This is a genomic window from Leifsonia shinshuensis (assembly GCF_013410375.1).
In the GTDB taxonomy this organism is placed as follows: Bacteria; Actinomycetota; Actinomycetes; order Actinomycetales; family Microbacteriaceae; genus Leifsonia; species Leifsonia shinshuensis.
In genome coordinates this window covers 3,116,097-3,131,991 of record NZ_JACCFL010000001.1, presented here as the reverse complement: position 1 = coordinate 3,131,991, position 15,895 = coordinate 3,116,097, and the positions used below count along the sequence as shown (strand labels likewise).

Below are 15,895 nucleotides of genomic sequence, written 5' to 3'. Positions count from 1 at the left end.
GCGCCGCTCATCGCGCCCACGCCAGGTGCGCACGGTTCTCCGCCAGGAGCAGGTCGGTCAGCTTCTCCGCGCGGTCGTACTGCCCGACCAGCGGGTGGGCGAGCATCGCCCGCAGCACCCGGTCGCGGCCGCCGTGCACCGCGGCGTCGAGGGCGAGCCGCTCGTAGCCGGCGACATGGCCGATCAGCCCGGCCAGGTCGTCGGGGAGGGCCGGGACCTCCACCGCCCGCACGCCGGACGCGCCGACGACGGCCGGGACCTCGATCACGTGGTCGTCGGGCAGGAAGGGCAGCGTGCCGTCGTTGCGCAGGTTGACCACCTGCACGTCGCCGCGGTCGCCGGTCAGCGACGCGAGCAGGTCGACCGCCGCCTCCGAGTAGAACGCGCCGCCGCGCTGCGCCAGCTGCTCCGGCTTGGTGTCGACGGACGGGTCCGCGTACAGCTCCAGGAGCTCGCGCTCGACCCGCTGCACGGCCTCCGCCCTGGTCGGGGCGTCGAGCTGCTCGCGCAGCACCTCGTCGTGGGCGTAGTAGTAGCGCAGGTAGTAGCTGGGGACCGTGCGCAGCAGGCGGATCAGCGACGCCGGCAGCTCGATCTCCTCGGCCAGCTGCGGCAGGTGCGTGCCCAACAGGTCGGGGAGGACGTCCCTGCCGCCCACGGTGACCGACCGCTCCCAGGTGAGGTGGTTGAGCCCGACGTGCCCGAGGGCGACGTCGGACGGTGCGACTCCGAGCAGGCCGGCGAAGCGGCGCTGGAAGCCGATCGCGACGTTGCAGAGCCCGACCGCGCGGTGGCCCTCCTGGAGCAGCGCACGAGTGACGATGCCGACCGGGTTGGTGAAGTCGACGATCCAGGCGTCCGGCTTGGCGTGCTTCCGCACGGCCTCCGCGACCGAGAGGACGACGGGGACGGTCCGCAGGGCCTTGGCGAAGCCGCCCGGGCCCGTCGTCTCCTGGCCGATGCAGCCGCACGCGTGCGGGAACGTCTCGTCGCCGTGCCGGGCGGCCTGGCCGCCCACGCGCAGCTGGATGAGCACGGCGTCGGCGTCCGCGACGCCGGCGACCAGGTCGGAGGTCGCCACGATCCGCCCCGGATGCCCCGCGGCGCGGAACATCCGCTCGCTCACGCCGCCGACCAGCCGGAGCCGCTCCGGGTCGGTGTCGACGAGCCACAGCTCCTCGATCGGCAGCAGGTCGCGCAGCCGGGCGAACCCGTCCACGAGTTCGGGGGTGTAGGTGGAGCCTCCGCCCACGACGGCCAGTTTCACGAGTTATCCCTTCACGCCGGTGAGTGTGATGCCCTCCACGAAGACGCGTTGGGCGAAGAAGAAGATGATGACGACGGGCACGGTGACGAGCATGGTCATCGCCATGGTCAGTCCCCAGTCCGTGCCGTGCACGCCGCGGAACGACGCCAGTCCGTAGGCGACCGGCCACGCCGCCGGGTTCTCCGACGTGTAGAGCAGCGGGCCGTAGTAGTCGTTCCAGGAGTTGAAGAACATGAAGATCGCGGTCGCCGCGATGCCGGGCTTCGCCATCGGCAGGACGACCCGCCAGAGCACGCCGAACTCGCCGTTGCCGTCGATCCTGGCCGCGTCGGAGTACTCCGGCGGGATGGTCAGGAAGAACTGGCGCAGCAGGAAGATCGAGAACGCGTCGCCGAGCAGGTTCGGCAGGATCAGCGGCCAGAGCGACCCGGTCAGGCCGAGCTGCGACCACATCACGTAGATCGGGATGGCCGTCACCTGCGGAGGCAGCAGCATCGCCACGATGATCGCGGTGAACAGCACGCCGGAGCCGCGGAAGCGGATCTTCGCCAGCGCGTAGGCGGCGGGCACCGACGAGACGAGCATGAAGGCCGTGGCCAGGATCGCGTACATCGCGGAGTTCGCGAACCACTGCGCCAGCGGCACGGTCGTGAACACGGTGACGTAGTTGCTCCAGACGAACGGCTGCGGCCAGAGCGACGCTGTCAGCGTCTGCGAGCTCGACATCAGCGAGGTCAGCAGCACGAACACGACGGGGGAGACGAACAGCACCGCGAGCACGATCAAGACGGCGTGCTCGGCGATCCAGCCGAGCGCCTTGCGGGTGCGCAGCGAGCGTGGGCTGCGGATCTTCCGCTGCGGGGCGGCGGGAGACGTCGCCGTCTCCGGGGTGAGGGTTGCGGACGTCATTGTGCGCCTTCCGGAGTGAACGCCTTGAAGCGGCGCAGCAGCAGGACGAGGATGATCGCCGCGACGACGAACAGCAGCACGGCGAGCGCCGAGGCGTAGCCGAGCTGGTAGGTGCCGAAGCCGCGGACGTAGAGCCACTGCGTGTAGGTGAGCAGCGAGCCGTCCGGGTAGCCGAGCGTGTTGCCGATCCCCTCGCCGACCACGGCTTTGCCGCTGGCGACCGAGGAGGCGACCGCGGCCTCCGTGAAGTACTGGATGGCCGCGATCACGCCGGTGACCACCGCGAACAGCAGCACAGGCGAGATGCTCGGCAGGGTGACGTAGCGGACCTTCTGGAGGCCGCCCGCGCCGTCGAGCGAGGCCGCCTCGTACTGCTCGCGCGGCACGTCGAGCAGCGCCGCGAGCAGGATGATCATGATGTCGCCCATCACCCAGACGCCGAGCAGCACCAGCGACGGCTTCGACCAGGCGGGGTCGTTGAACCAGAGCGGTCCCTTGATCCCGAACCAGGCGAGCACCTGGTTCACCGGCCCGGTTCCCGGGTTGAAGAGGAACACGAACGCGACGACGCTCGCCACCGGCGGCACGAGGGCCGGCAGGTAGAAGATCGTCCGCCAGATCCCGGAGGCCCGGCGGGCGCGGGCCAGGAGGCCGGCGACGATCAGGGCGAACCCGGTCTTCACCGGCACCCAGATCACCACGAACCACAGGGTGTTGAGCGTGGCGAGCCAGACGTTCGGGTCCTGCGTGAACAGGTACTCGTAGTTGCGCAGGCCGATCCACTCCGGCGGCGAGATGAGGTCGAAGCGCGTGAACGAGTAGTAGACCGAGGCGATCAGCGGGTAGACGAAGAAGATCGCGAGCCCGAGCAGGGCGGGGGCGAGCAGCGCCAGCGTCACCAGGTTGCGGCGCAGGCGGCCCCGGGAGGACCGCGCGGGGCGGGCGGTCGCCCGCCCCGCGCTGCGAGCCGTGGTCGTCACGAGCTCACGGACCCTTGGACAGGGCGAGGGCGTCGTTGATCTGCTTGTCGACCGACTTCAGCCCGGCGTCGATGTCGCCGCCCTGGCTCTGGTACTTGTTCCACCAGTCCTGGAAGCTGTTCTGGTAGCCGGCGCCGAGCGGGCTGGCCGGCGTGGTCATGACGTGCTTGTTCGAGGCGATGTCGAGGAACGTCTTGTACTGCGGAGAGACCTCCAGGTTCGGCGAGGCCAGCGCGTCCTTCGTGGTGGGCACGTTCTTCAGGCCGTTGGCGAGCTTCACGACCGCGCCGGTGTCGGTGGTGAGATACTTCAGCAGCGTCCAGGCCAGCTCCGGCTGCTTCGAGCCCTTGGAGATGCCGATGATGTTGCCGGTGATGTACCCGCCGCCGTAGAGGTCGGTGTGATCGTCGGCCGTCGGGAACGGCGCGGTGCCGTAGTCGAGGCCCTTCGCCTGGTCGTCGATGAACGCGGTGCGGTACTCGCCGTCCATGTTCATCGCCACCTGGCCGGTCTGGAACGCGTTGTCGGCCGAGAACTCCTGGCCGAGTCCGGACGTGAAGGCGTTGAGCTTGTCCCAGCCGATCTTGTCGACGTAGGCCTTCTGCCACTGGATCAGCTCCTTCCAGCCGGGGGAGGAGGAGATCGCGCTGGTGCCGTCGGCCTTCAGCCACTCGGCGCCGGCGGCCGGGCCGTAGTGGGCGGCCGAGTTCTCGTACCAGCCCATGGTCGGGTTGAAGCCGAGCGTCTTGATGGAGCCGTCCGGGTTGAGCGTCGTCAGCTTGTCGGCCATCGACTCCAGCTCGCTCAGCGTCTTCGGCGGCGCGGTGAAGCCGGCGGCTTGCAGCAGCTTCTTGTTGTAGTAGAGGCCGTACGTGTCGGCGAGCATCGGCATCGCGCAGCGGTTGCCCTTGAACTCGGTGTACGACTTCACGGTGTCGCTGAACTGGCTCATGTCGACGTGGTCGCGCGCGATCACCTTGTTGAGCGAGCGGAACGCGCCGTTGGTGCAGAAGTTGCCGACGATGTCGGTCGAGTAGGACAGCCCGACGTCGACCTTGCTGCCGGTGGCGATGGCCTTCTGCAGCTTCTCGTCGTCCTGGCCGGCATGCACGTCGACCTTGATCTTCGGGTACTTCTTCTCGAAGTCGTCGACGACCGACTGGATGACCTTGGCCTCCCGGTCGGAGAAGAAGTGCCAGAACGACACGGTGCCGGAGAGGTCGGACGGCGTGCTGTCCTGGAACGACGATCCGCTGGACCCGCCGGAGCAGCCGGCCAGGGTGAGGGCCGCGGCCGCCGCGACGGCGACGGCTGCGATGAGGTGACGATGTTTCACGGGTGGTTCCTCGCTGATCCTTCTCGTGATTTCAGTGGACGGGTGGTGCGGAGGTGCGCGCGTCGCCTCAGACGGCGATGCGCGACACTTCGTCGAAGAGCGCCTCGCGCACCTCGCCGAGGAGGTGCTCGCGGGCGCCGCGGAGGACGGGATGGGTGGGGACCCCGGTGGCGACGACGGCGCGCTCGCCCCAGGCGTCGCGCAGCTCGGCGGCGACGAGCTCGGCCAGCCGCGGTCCGCAGGCGGCGCCGGTGGGGCCGCCGAGGACGACCAGCTCCGGGTCGAGCAGCGCGAGAACGGGGACCACGCCGACGGCCACGCGCGCGGCGAGCTCGGCCACGAGCGCCTCCCGCGCAGCCTCGTCGCCAAGGAGGTCGCCGCTGAGCCCGTGCGCGGCGGCCAGCTCTGCGACGGCCGGGCCGCCGATGAGGTCCTGGAGGTCGGCGGCGGCGGGGTCGAGCTCCGCGGCCGCGCGGGGGATGGGGAGGTAGCCGATCTCGCCTGCGCCGCCGGAGGCCCCGCGGTGCACGGCGCCGGCCTGGTCGACGGCGAGGCCGAGGCCGTCGCCCATCCAGAGCAGCGCGAAGCCGGCGGTGTCGCGCCCGGCGCCGTCGGTGCGCTCGGCGATGGCGGCGAGGTTCACGTCGTTGTCGATGTGGACCGCGATGCCGAGGGCGTCCTCCAGCCGGTGGCGGATGCCCCGCTTGGGCCAGCCGGGCAGCGTCTCGATGTAGGTGAGCTCGTCCGTGCGCGGGTCGAGGGCGCCCTGAACGCCGACGCAGACCGCGCGCACCCGCTCCGGGTCGACGGAGGCGGCCGAGCAGGCCGCGTCGATCGCGAGGCGCAGGTCCGCCTCCGGCGTCCGCGCGGCGAGCGGGGTGACGGCGATGGGGTGTTCGGCGCCCGCCGCGTCCACGATGGTGGAGCGCAGGGAGGTCGCGTCGATGTCGACCGCGACGCCCAGCATCCGGTCGGTGCGGACCGCGTAGCCCGCGGCGTTGGGGCCGCGGCCGGCGGAGACCTCGCCGACGACGTGGATGAGGCCGGCCGTCTCCAGCCGCGACACCATCTGCGCCGCCGTCGGCTTGGAGAGCCCGGAGAGCTCGCCGATGCGGGTGCGCGTCAGGACGCCGTGCTCGAGCAGCAACGCGAGCGCCGTGCGGTCGTTGGTCTCGCGGAGCCACCCCGGGGTTCCCCGGACGGGTCGGTCGGCCATTGTCATCCCCTCGTCGGAACGATCTGATGGCCCGAATGTATCAGGAAACTTTCTTTATAGTAAAGAGACCGCGGGAAACGTGATCGAACCGTGAGGTGACCCGCCCGCTCAGACCACCGAGCGCGCGTGGTCGACGAGCCGGTCGAACGCGGCGTCGAGGTCGGGATCGAGCCGCTGGCGCGACGCGTCGGCCAGGTACCAGTCCACGATCTCGCCCGCGCCGTGTGCGAAGGTCACGCTGGCCCGGTACTCCGGCACCAGGGCCTTCACCTTGGCGTTGTCGAAGTGCATCGAGTGCGCCTTGTCGCCGAGCAGGCCGGGGCCGAGGTCGGGGATCGCGGCCGCGATCGTCTCGCTCGCCACGTGCACGAGCTCCGCCTCCACACCGAGCGCCTCGGCCAGGTAGCAGTAGATCTGATCCCAGGTAGGCGCCTCGTCGGAGGTGATGTGGAAGGAGTCGCCCACGGCCTCCGGGCGGCCGAGCAGCCCGACGAAGGCGACAGCGAAGTCGGTGTTGTGGGTGATCGTCCACCGGCTGGTTCCGTCGCCGTGCACCACCACCGGCGCCCCGCGGCGCATCCGCTCCAGGTCGGTCCAGTGGCCGCTGGTCGGGATCATGGTGCGGTCGTAGGTGTGCGAGGGGCGCACGATCGTGATCGGGAAGCCGCGCTCGCGGTACGCCTCCACCAGGAGGTCCTCGCAGGCGATCTTGTCGCGCGAGTACTGCCAGAACGGGTTGCGCAGCGGCGTCGACTCGGTCACCGGCAGGCGCGACGGCGGGGTCTGGTAGGCGGACGCCGAGGAGATGAACACGTACTGCCCGACCCGGCCCTCGAACAGCTCGAAGTCGGTGCGGATGTGCTCCGGCGTGAACGCGAGGAACTCGGCCGCCACGTCGAAGCTGCGCTCGCCGAGCACGCGGTGGACGCCCTCGGCGTCGCGGATGTCGGCGTGCAGTACCTCCACGCCGTCGGGGAGCGGGCGCAGCTCGCTGCTCCCGCGATTCACGACCGTGACCTCGTGGCCCTGGGCGAGGGCCCGGGCGACGCACGCGGAGCTGATGACCCCGGTGCCGCCGATGAAGAGTGTCCGTGTCGCTGCCATCCCCTGCTCCTCGCTTCATCGCCGGCCCTGACGCACGGGTTCGTGGTCCACTCCGGCCGCGCCCCCAGACTGCCCAGACTAACGCGCCGAGGGCCAGGAGGTTAAGGTCCGGTCACGCTCCGCGTACAGTGCAGGTCGTCCACCCGGCAGACAAGGGAGAGGAGCCGCCCCGTCGTGGTTCTGCGCAGCTGGCCGTCGCTCGTGATCGCGTGCCTGATCGCCGTCGTCGTCGCCGTGGTGGTGACCGCGATCGTCGGCCTCATCCTCCGCGGGGTGGGCCGCCGTCGCCAATGGCCCGCTGTCCTGGTGAAGCGGGCGAGGGTCCCGTTCCGGCTGCTCCTCGCGATCGTCGTGCTCTGGATCGCGGTCGCGCTGACGCTGCCGGCGGAGGTGCCGCCGGACTGGGCCGCGCGGATCAACCACGGCTTCCTCATCCTCACGATCGCCGCCGGGACCTGGTTCCTCGCGGCGCTGGTGGTCTTCGCCGAGGACCTCGGGCTCAGCCGCTACCGGGTCGACGTGCCGGACAACCGGTACGCCAGGCGCGTGCGCACGCAGGTGCTCGTCCTGCGGCGGCTGACGATCGTCGCCGCCGTCGTGATCGGGCTGGCCGCGATCCTGCTCACCTTCCCGGTTCTGCAGGCGGCGGGCGCCAGCCTGCTCGCGTCCGCGGGGATCATCGGTGTGATCGCCGGTGTGGCCGCGCAGTCGAGCCTCGCGAACCTGTTCGCGGGCATCCAGCTCGCCTTCAGCGACGCCATCCGGATCGACGACGTGGTCGTGGTCGAGCAGCAGTGGGGGACCATCGAGGAGCTCACCCTCACCTACGTGGTCGTGCACATCTGGGACGACCGCCGGCTGGTGCTGCCGTCGACCTACTTCACGACGAAGCCGTTCGAGAACTGGACGCGCCAGCACAGCGAGCTGCTCGGCTCGGTGGAGTTCGACCTCGACTGGCGGGTGTCGCCGTCGGGGATGCGCGCGGAGCTGAACCGCATCCTGGCGGCGACCGACCTCTGGGACGGCCGCACCGGGGTCCTCCAGGTCACCGACGCGACCCAGGGCTGGGTGCGCGTGCGCGTGCTGGTCACCGGCAAGGACGCGCCGACCCTGTTCGACCTCCGCTGCCACGTCCGCGAGCTCCTGATCGACTGGATGCAGCGCTACTCGGACACCGCGCTGCCGCGCAAGCGCGTCGAACTCGTGGAGACCCCGGAGACCCAGGTGCCGAGCGCCCGGGCGCGCACCGCCCAGGAGGGCGAGGGCCGTCTCTTCGGCGGCACCCCGGAGAAGGAGCAGCGGGCCTCCCAGTTCACCGACGCCATCCCGATCCAGCCGGACCCGGTGCGCACCGACGAGCGCCAGGCCGACCCCGCCGACTGACCCTCGCCCCCCTCGCCCCGCAAACCGGAGATTTCCCCGCGACACACCTCGAATGTCCTTCCGAAGCCCCATCGGCAGGAGATTCAGATCGTGTCTCCTGTCCACACCAAACGCCTCGACAGCGGAGCTCTCCACAGATTCGCTCAGGAGAGCCGCGGAGCGGCGCTCCGACGTCCACGATCGGTCCATGACCTGGATGAATCGGCTCAGGGAACTCGGTGGCGCGGCCACCACCCATCAGCTCCGGATGGCGGGTGCGACAGCCGAGGATCTGAAACGCGCCGTACGCAGTGGCGCGGTGGATCGGGTCCGCAGGGGCGTCTACATCTCGCCGCTCCTCGACGGAGCAGGCCTCGACGCCGTCCGCGCGGGAGCTCGCCTGTCGTGCGTCTCGGCCTGCGCCAGCTACGGGCTCTGGGCCGGATCGGGTCGACGGACGCACGTCACGCTGTCGCCGCAGTCGCGTCGTGCGCCGCCGGGCCTCGTCTGCCACTGGTGGCCGGTGGAGGCGCATCCGGAGCTCTGGCGGGTGTCGCTCGCCGACTGCCTGCGGTCGGTCGCGCGGTGCGGTGACGAGGAGACGGCAGTGGCGGCGTTCGACACGGCGCTGGCGGCGGGGCACGTCAGTCCCTCCGGTCTGCGACGGATTCTGGAGGGGACTCCGAAGGCTGCGCGGGACCGTGCGGCGCTCGCCCGACCGGGTTCGGACTCCGGGGTCGAGTCGGTGGTGCGGCAGCGGCTCGAGCGGCACGGGCGCCGGGTCGAGCAGCAGGTGCACGTGCGCGGCGTCGGCCGGGTGGACATGCGGATCGACGGCGAGCTGTATCTGGAGATCGACGGGTACGCCTTCCACGGCGACGCGCGTGCTTTCGAGCGCGACCGGCTGAGAGACGCCGCTCTCGCCGAGCTCGGACACCGGCGACTCCGGGTGAGCGCACGGCAGGTCGTCGAGGATTGGCAGAGGGTCGAGACCGCGATCGACCGCATCGTCGAACGGCAGCGCCCTCAGTGAACTCACAGGAACCCAGGGACCAACCTGGCCGCCTCCGCTGTTCTCCTTACTGACGGCGCCGCAGCCAGCGCTCGCCGCACACAGGAGGAAACGTGACACAGGACTATCGCAAGAGCCAGGACGCCGTCGCGCGGCTCACCCCCGCGCAGTACGCGGTCACCCAGGAGGCGGCCACCGAGCCCGCCTTCCGCAACGAGTTCTGGAACAATCACGAGGCGGGGCTCTACGTCGACATCGTGTCGGGGGAGCCGCTCTTCGCGTCCGTGAACAAGTACGACAGCCGGTCCGGGTGGCCGAGCTTCACCGTTCCCGTCGAGCCTGCCAACATCGTGGAGAAGACCGACCGCACCTACGGGATGGTCCGCACCGAGGTGCGCTCCGCCCACGGCGACAGCCACCTCGGGCACCTGTTCGACGACGGGCCCGCCGAGGCCGGCGGCCTGCGCTACTGCATCAACTCCGCCGCGCTCCGCTTCGTCCCGCTCGCCGAGCTGGATGAGCAGGGCTACGGCGACTACCGCCACCTTTTCGAGAACGACAAGCACGAGAACGAGGAGAACCACTGATGACGACGGAGAAGGCCATCCTGGCCGGAGGCTGTTTCTGGGGCATGCAGGATCTCATCCGCAAGCGCCCGGGCGTCGTGAGCACCCGCGTCGGCTACACCGGCGGCGACGTGCCCAACGCCACCTACCGCAACCACGGCAGCCACGCCGAGGCGATCGAGATCGAGTTCGACCCCGAGAGGATCAGCTACCGCGACCTCCTCGAGTTCTTCTTCCAGATCCACGACCCGTCGACGAAGAACCGCCAGGGCAACGACGTCGGCACGAGCTACCGGTCGGCGATCTTCTACGAGAACGCCGAGCAGCGCCGGGTCGCCGAGGACACCATCGCCGATGTGGACGCGTCCGGTCTCTGGCCGGGCAAGGTCGTCACCGAGGTGGAGCCGGCCGGGCCGTTCTGGGAGGCCGAGCCCGAGCACCAGGACTACCTGGAGCGGATCCCGTGGGGCTACACCTGCCACTACGCCCGCCCGGACTGGAAGCTGCCGCGCCGCGAGGCCGCAGCGAGCTAGTCCCGTCCCGCAGAGCAGGAGGCCCGCGTCATGATGACGCGGGCCTCGTGCCGTTCACGCTCCTACCCGGTCGAGCAGCACTGCGACCTCCAGGTGCCCGGTCTGCGGGAACATGTCGAGCACGCGCCCGGTGCGGATCCGGTACGACGGCATCCGGGCCAGGTCATGCGCCAGGCTCTTCGGGTTGCAACTGGAGTACACCACGCTCGGCACGCCGGAGCCCTCCAGCCAGCCGGAGAGCTCCGCGCCGATCCCGCGCCGCGGCGGGTTGACGATCACCAGCTCCGGCGCGGACTTCGCGGCGAGCGCGAAGGCCGTGGCGTCGCCGGCGCGGAACGCCACCAGCGGCAGGCCGGCGGCGGACGCGGTCGCCCGTGCGCTCCGCACCGCCTCGGTGCTGGTCTCCACGCCGACAACGCGCCGGCCGGGCGCAGCGACGTTCAGGGCGAAGCCTCCGACGCCGCAGTAGAGGTCCCAGACGCTGGCCGGCCCGACCTCGTCCACCCAGGACGCGACCTGAGCGTAGAGCGCCTCGGCGACCGCCGTGTTGGTCTGGAAGAAGCTCTGCGGGCGCAGCCGCAGCGGGATGCCGCCCACGCGCATCACCAGCGACGACTCCGGCGTCAGCACGATCTCCCGGTCGCCCTCGACGACCGCCTTGTGCTCCGGCTGGAGGTTCGCCGTCACCACGCGCGCGTTCGGCAGCGCAGCGAGCAGCTCGGGCAGCCGCGACCGGATGCGCCCGACGGCCTCCTCCGAGCGCACCACGAACCGCACCAGCAGCTCGTCGTCGGGGGAGTGCGTCACGAGCACGTACTTGAGCTCGCCGCGCCGCTCCGGCACGCTGTACGGCTCGATGCGCGCGCGGGTCACGAAGTCCGCGAGCACGGGCAGCGCCGCCCGCACGCCCGGCGCGCAGATCCCGCACGCGCGCAGGTCGACGCCGCGGCCCGCCTCGTCGAGGATGCCGATGGTCGGCGCGTCGACGGTGCCGGAGACGACCATCTTCGCCTTGTTGCGGTAACCGGACTCGGCGCTGGCGACCGGCGGCAGCCAGCTCGCGTCCCCGTAGGGCGCCAGGAGCTCCCTGGCGTGCCGGTCCTTGCCGGCGAGCTGCTCGGCGTAGGGGACGCCCATCAGCGTGCACGAGCGGCACACGCCGGCGTCGAAGTACGAGCAGTCCATTCCGCGATCGATTGTACGTGGCGCGCCGATTCCCACCGCGTCGCGCGGAAACGCAGAAACAACCACAGAATTCCCTCTTGCTCGATGTTGATTCGTGTTGTAATGTGTGGGAAACCAAAGGAGGCGCGGCGTGTATGCAATGGAGCGTCAGGAGCTGATCGAACGGCTGCTGCTCGAAGAGGGCCGGGTCGCCGTCATCGAGCTGGCCGAGCGTTTCGGGGTCACCACCGAGACCGTCCGCCGCGACCTCGACGCGCTGGAGACCGCAGGCGCCCTCCGCCGCGTCCACGGCGGCGCCGTCGCCCTGGAGCGCGTCAGCACCGCGGAAGCCACCGTCTTCGAGCGCACCGGGCTCCGGGCCGACACCAAGCAGCGCATCGCCGCCCGCGCGCTCGACGTCCTCGGCGACGGCTTCCGCGGCTCCCTCTACCTCGACGCCGGCACGACGACCGCCGCCGTCGCCCAGCTCCTGCCCGCGCGGCTCACCGCGACCGGGGGAGAGGCCGAGGTCGTCACCCACTCGCTCACGCTGGCGCCCGCCCTCGCGGCCGCCGACCGGGTGGCGCTGACGGTCGTCGGCGGCCGCATCCGCGGGGTCACCGCCGCCGCGGTCGGCGCGGCGACGGTCCGCTCGATCCAATCGCTCCGCCCCGACATCGTGTTCGTCGGGGTCAACGGCGTCTCCGCCGGCTTCGGCCTCAGCACCCCCGACCCGGAGGAGGCCGCCGTCAAGGAGGCGATCGTCCGGGCCGCCCGACGGGTCGTCGTCGTCGCGGACGCGACCAAGTTCCAGCAGGAGTCGCTCGTCTCGTTCGCGCCGCTCGACGCCGTGGACGTCCTCGTGACGGACCGTGCGCCGGAGGGCGAGCTCGCCGACGCGCTCGCCTCCGCCGGGGTGGAGGTGGTGCAGGCATGATCGTCACGCTCACCGCCAACCCGTCCCTGGACAGGGCCGTCACGCTGAGCGCGCCGCTGCGCCCCGGCGAGGTGCAGTCCGCGGCGTCGTCGCGCGAGGACGCCGGCGGCAAGGGCATCAACGTGGCGCGCGTCGTCGCGGCCGCGGGCGTCCCGGCCCTCGCGGTCCTCCCGCTCGCCGCGGACGACCCGTTCGGCGTCGCGCTCCGCTCGGCGGGCGTGCTCATCCGTCCGGTGCCGATCCGCGGCCACGCCCGCGCCAACCTGACCATCACCGACCCGGCAGGGGTCACCACCAAGCTCAACCTCCCCGGCGCCGCGCTCGATCGCGACGACGCCGCGGCACTGGTGGAGGCCGTGGTCGAGGCCTGCGCCGGCGCGCGGTGGCTGGTGCTCGCCGGGTCGCTGCCGCCGGGCGCGGGCGACGACTTCTACGTGACCGTCATCCGCGCCGTGCGCGAGCGCTGGGCGGGCGCCGCACCGCTGATCGCGGTCGACACCTCCGGCGAGGCCCTGCGCGCCGCGGTCTTCGACGGCCATCCCGACCTCATCAAGCCGAACGAGGACGAGCTCGCCGAGCTCACCGGCGCCTCGTTCCCGGACGGCGGGCTGCCGGAGGCGGTCCTCGCCGTCGCCCGCACGCTCGTCCCCGAGCAGGCCGGCGCCGCGCTGGTCACGCTCGGCGCGCTCGGCTCCGTCCTCGTGACCGCCGACGGCGGCTTCACGGCCGCCGCGCCGCGCATTCCGGTGCGGAGCACCGTCGGCGCGGGCGACAGCGCCCTCGCCGGCTACCTGCTGGCCGACGTCGCCGGCGCCGGCCCGCACGAGCGGCTCGTCCACGCGATCCGCTACGGCTCCGCCGCCGCCGCGCTGCCCGGGACGCAGGCGCCCCGGCCGGCCGATCTGCCCAGCGGCGACCCCGCGGTCGCCGCACTCCATCCCTGAACCCGCTAACCCTCTCAACCTCGAACCCTCGAACCCGCGAACTCCCTCGAGTTCACCCCAGCGACACCCTGGAGGAAACCGTGTCATCGAAGACCATCACCCCGGCGCTCGTCAGCCTCGACAGCGGCGTCGTCGGGGACAAGAGCGCCGTCATCCGCGCACTCGCCGCCCGCGTCGTCGCGGAGGGGCGCGCCAACGACGCGGACGCCCTGTACGCCGACGCCTGGGCCCGCGAGCAGAAGGACGAGACCGGCCTCCCCGGCGGCATCGCCATCCCGCACGCCAAGAGCCCGTCGGTGACCGTCCCCACCCTCGCCTTCGCCCGGCTGGAGCCCGGCGTCGACTTCGGCGCGCCGGACGGCCCCGCCGACCTCGTGTTCCTGATCGCGGCGCCGGCCGACGCGGCGGAGGCGCACCTCGCCGTCCTGTCCAAGCTCGCTCGCAGCCTGATGACCGAGGAGTTCACCGCGGGCCTGCGGTCCGCGAAGACCCCGGAGGACGTCGTGGCGCTCGTGGACGAGGCGATCGGCGAGGGCGAGCCTGCGGCGGCGCCGGCTGCGGCCGCGCCGTCGGCGAGCCCAGTTCCCGCGACCGACAGCGCCCTGCTGATCGACGGCCGCCCCGCCCGCATCGTCGCAGTCACCTCGTGCGCCACCGGCATCGCCCACACCTTCATGGCCGCGGACGCGCTGACCGCCGCCGGCACCAAGAACGGCGTCGCCCTCGCCGTCGAGCCGCAGGGCTCCAGCGGCTACCAGGCCCTCCCGCAGAGCGTCATCGACGACGCCGACGCGGTCATCTTCGCCAACGACGTCGACGTGCGGGAGGAGGCGCGCTTCGCGGGCAAGCCGGTCGTCCGCTCGACCGTCAAGCGCGGCATCGAGCAGCCCGACCAGCTCATCGCCGAGGCGGTCGCCGTCGCGGCCGACCCGCGCGGCGCACGCGTGACCGCCACCGGAGGGTCGTCCGCCGCCTCTACCGCGGCCACGCTCTCCTGGGGAGCCAACCTCAAGCGCATCCTGCTCACCGGCGTCAGCTACATGATCCCGTTCGTCGCCGGCGGCGGCCTGCTCATCGCGATCAGCTTCCTGCCGTTCCTCGGCGGCTACGGGATCGCCCTCGCGCACGGCACGTCCGGCATGAACAACGCCGTGTACACCCTGACCCACTACGCGATCTGGAACCTGCCGCCCGAGGGCCTCGGCTACTACCTCGGCGCGATCGCCTTCGAGATCGGCAGCGTGAGCCTCGGCTTCCTGGTCCCGGCCTTGGCAGGCTACATCGCCTTCGCGATCGCCGACCGGCCCGGCATCGCACCGGGCTTCGTCGCGGGCGCCATCGCGGTCTTCATGAACGCCGGCTTCCTCGGCGGCCTGATCGGCGGCCTGCTCGCCGGCTACGCCGCCTGGCTGATCGGGCGCCCGGCCGTGCCGCGCTGGCTGCGCGGCCTGATGCCCGTCGTGATCATCCCGCTCGGCGCCTCGATCATCGCCTCCGGCTTGATGCTGCTCATCCTGGGCGCGCCGATCGCCTGGCTGATGACCCAGCTCACCCAGTTCCTGAACGGCCTCTCCGGCGCCGGCGCGATCGGCCTCGGCGTCATCCTCGGCCTGATGATGTGCTTCGACCTCGGCGGCCCGGTCAACAAGGTGGCCTACGCGTTCGCGGTCGCCGGCCTGGCTCAGCAGACCGATGCGAGCTTCCACATCATGGCGGCGGTCATGGTCGCCGGCATGGTGCCCCCGCTCGGGATGGCGCTCGCCTCGACCGTGCTCTACCGCCGCGGCTTCACCCAGGTCGAGCGGGAGAACGGCGCGGCCGCCTGGCTGCTCGGCGCCTCCTTCATCTCCGAGGGCGCGATCCCGTTCGCGGCCGCCGACCCGCTGCGCGTCATCCCGGCCAACCTGGCCGGCGGCGCGGTCGCCGGGGCACTGGCGATGGCCTTCAGCGTGAGCTCGCGGGCGCCGCACGGCGGGATCTTCGTGTTCTTCGCGATCGATCCGATCTGGGGCTTCCTGCTGGCGCTCGTCGCCGGCACGCTCGTCACCGCCGTGCTGGTCGTCGGCCTCAAGCGGTTCGCGGCGCCCCGCGTCGTGACGCAGCAGGCGGAGGCCGAGCAGCCGGTCCGCGAGACCGTCGCGGCCTGACCGCGCCCGGTCCCGATCCCCACCACTCCACCGACAACGACCTCCGAGAGAAGACACCGATGACCGAGCGCACCGCCACCGTCGCCAGCAGCTCCGGGCTGCACGCCCGCCCCGCCAAACTGTTCGTGCAGGCCGTCCAGGAGAAGGGGATCCCCGTCACGATCGCGGTCGGCGACGGCCCGGACCTCAACGCGGGAAGCATCCTCTCGCTCATGGGCCTCGCCGCGAGCAAGGGCACGGTCGTCACCCTGAGGTCGGACGCTCCGGGCGCCGAAGGCGCACTGGACGAGCTCGTCGTCCTCCTGGAGACCGACCTCGACGCCGTGTGACGGCTGAGCGTCGCCCCCTCCCGAGCACGACGCGGCGCGGCGGGTCCCGGCCCTAGCGTCGAAGGACACCGCTCGGGAAGGCGCGTCCG

At 71.7% G+C, this 15,895-nt stretch carries 15 protein-coding genes; 8 read left to right on the top strand and 7 right to left on the bottom strand.

Translation table 11 applies throughout. The features are described from left to right. Positions 1 to 7: 7 nt before the first annotated feature. The 6 genes from HNR13_RS15220 to HNR13_RS15195 form a co-directional block, all read right to left on the bottom strand. The gene (locus HNR13_RS15220) at positions 8 to 1,267 is read right to left on the bottom strand and encodes a family 4 glycosyl hydrolase (RefSeq protein ID WP_179607096.1); all 1,260 of its coding nucleotides are present in this window, start codon (positions 1,265 to 1,267) and stop codon (positions 8 to 10) included. Positions 1,268 to 1,270: 3 nt separating this feature from the next. Continuing rightward, positions 1,271 to 2,176, bottom strand: coding sequence for a carbohydrate ABC transporter permease (locus HNR13_RS15215; RefSeq protein WP_179607094.1), 906 nt, complete (start codon positions 2,174 to 2,176; stop codon positions 1,271 to 1,273). Next, positions 2,173 to 3,156: an ABC transporter permease subunit gene (locus HNR13_RS15210; protein WP_179607092.1), complete on the bottom strand. Its 984-nt coding sequence runs from the start codon at positions 3,154 to 3,156 to the stop codon at positions 2,173 to 2,175. The genes HNR13_RS15215 and HNR13_RS15210 overlap by 4 nt, the downstream gene beginning before the upstream one ends. 4 nt (positions 3,157 to 3,160) lie before the next feature. Then, positions 3,161 to 4,492 (bottom strand): extracellular solute-binding protein, encoded by a 1,332-nt coding sequence (locus HNR13_RS15205; protein ID WP_179607090.1) that lies wholly within the window; start codon positions 4,490 to 4,492, stop codon positions 3,161 to 3,163. Between the two features lie 67 nt (positions 4,493 to 4,559). Continuing rightward, on the bottom strand, positions 4,560 to 5,708 hold the full coding sequence (locus tag HNR13_RS15200) for an ROK family transcriptional regulator (RefSeq protein ID WP_179607088.1): 1,149 nt from the start codon (positions 5,706 to 5,708) through the stop codon (positions 4,560 to 4,562). Between the two features lie 108 nt (positions 5,709 to 5,816). Beyond that, positions 5,817 to 6,812: an SDR family oxidoreductase gene (locus tag HNR13_RS15195; RefSeq protein WP_179607075.1), complete on the bottom strand. Its 996-nt coding sequence runs from the start codon at positions 6,810 to 6,812 to the stop codon at positions 5,817 to 5,819. Between the two features lie 174 nt (positions 6,813 to 6,986). On the opposite strand from HNR13_RS15195, the gene HNR13_RS15190 reads away from it, so the two are divergent. The 4 genes from HNR13_RS15190 (at position 6,987) to msrA (ending at position 10,285) form a co-directional block, all read left to right on the top strand. Further along, entirely contained in the window at positions 6,987 to 8,195 is a 1,209-nt protein-coding gene (locus HNR13_RS15190; protein ID WP_179607073.1) for a mechanosensitive ion channel domain-containing protein, read from the top strand. 187 nt (positions 8,196 to 8,382) lie between these two features. Continuing rightward, positions 8,383 to 9,207, top strand: coding sequence for a type IV toxin-antitoxin system AbiEi family antitoxin domain-containing protein (locus HNR13_RS15185; RefSeq protein WP_179607071.1), 825 nt, complete (start codon positions 8,383 to 8,385; stop codon positions 9,205 to 9,207). Between the two features lie 92 nt (positions 9,208 to 9,299). Further along, positions 9,300 to 9,773 (top strand): peptide-methionine (R)-S-oxide reductase MsrB, encoded by a 474-nt coding sequence (gene msrB, locus HNR13_RS15180; RefSeq protein WP_179607069.1) that lies wholly within the window; start codon positions 9,300 to 9,302, stop codon positions 9,771 to 9,773. After that, entirely contained in the window at positions 9,773 to 10,285 is a 513-nt protein-coding gene (gene msrA / locus HNR13_RS15175) for a peptide-methionine (S)-S-oxide reductase MsrA (protein WP_179607067.1), read from the top strand. The genes msrB and msrA overlap by 1 nt, the downstream gene beginning before the upstream one ends. Before the next feature lie 54 nt (positions 10,286 to 10,339). Here msrA and rlmC read toward each other — a convergent pair whose 3' ends face one another. Beyond that, positions 10,340 to 11,470 (bottom strand): 23S rRNA (uracil(747)-C(5))-methyltransferase RlmC, encoded by a 1,131-nt coding sequence (gene rlmC / locus HNR13_RS15170; protein ID WP_179607065.1) that lies wholly within the window; start codon positions 11,468 to 11,470, stop codon positions 10,340 to 10,342. 130 nt (positions 11,471 to 11,600) lie between these two features. Here rlmC and HNR13_RS15165 point away from each other — a divergent pair, with 130 nt between their 5' ends. From HNR13_RS15165 to HNR13_RS15150, 4 genes are all read left to right on the top strand, one after another. Continuing rightward, entirely contained in the window at positions 11,601 to 12,386 is a 786-nt protein-coding gene (locus HNR13_RS15165; protein WP_179607063.1) for a DeoR family transcriptional regulator, read from the top strand. Beyond that, positions 12,383 to 13,330, top strand: coding sequence for a hexose kinase (locus tag HNR13_RS15160; RefSeq protein ID WP_179607059.1), 948 nt, complete (start codon positions 12,383 to 12,385; stop codon positions 13,328 to 13,330). The genes HNR13_RS15165 and HNR13_RS15160 overlap by 4 nt, the downstream gene beginning before the upstream one ends. A gap of 80 nt (positions 13,331 to 13,410) precedes the next feature. Beyond that, the gene (locus tag HNR13_RS15155) at positions 13,411 to 15,477 is read left to right on the top strand and encodes a fructose-specific PTS transporter subunit EIIC (protein WP_179607057.1); all 2,067 of its coding nucleotides are present in this window, start codon (positions 13,411 to 13,413) and stop codon (positions 15,475 to 15,477) included. Positions 15,478 to 15,536: 59 nt separating this feature from the next. After that, entirely contained in the window at positions 15,537 to 15,806 is a 270-nt protein-coding gene (locus HNR13_RS15150; RefSeq protein ID WP_179607055.1) for an HPr family phosphocarrier protein, read from the top strand. Positions 15,807 to 15,895 lie beyond the last annotated feature (89 nt).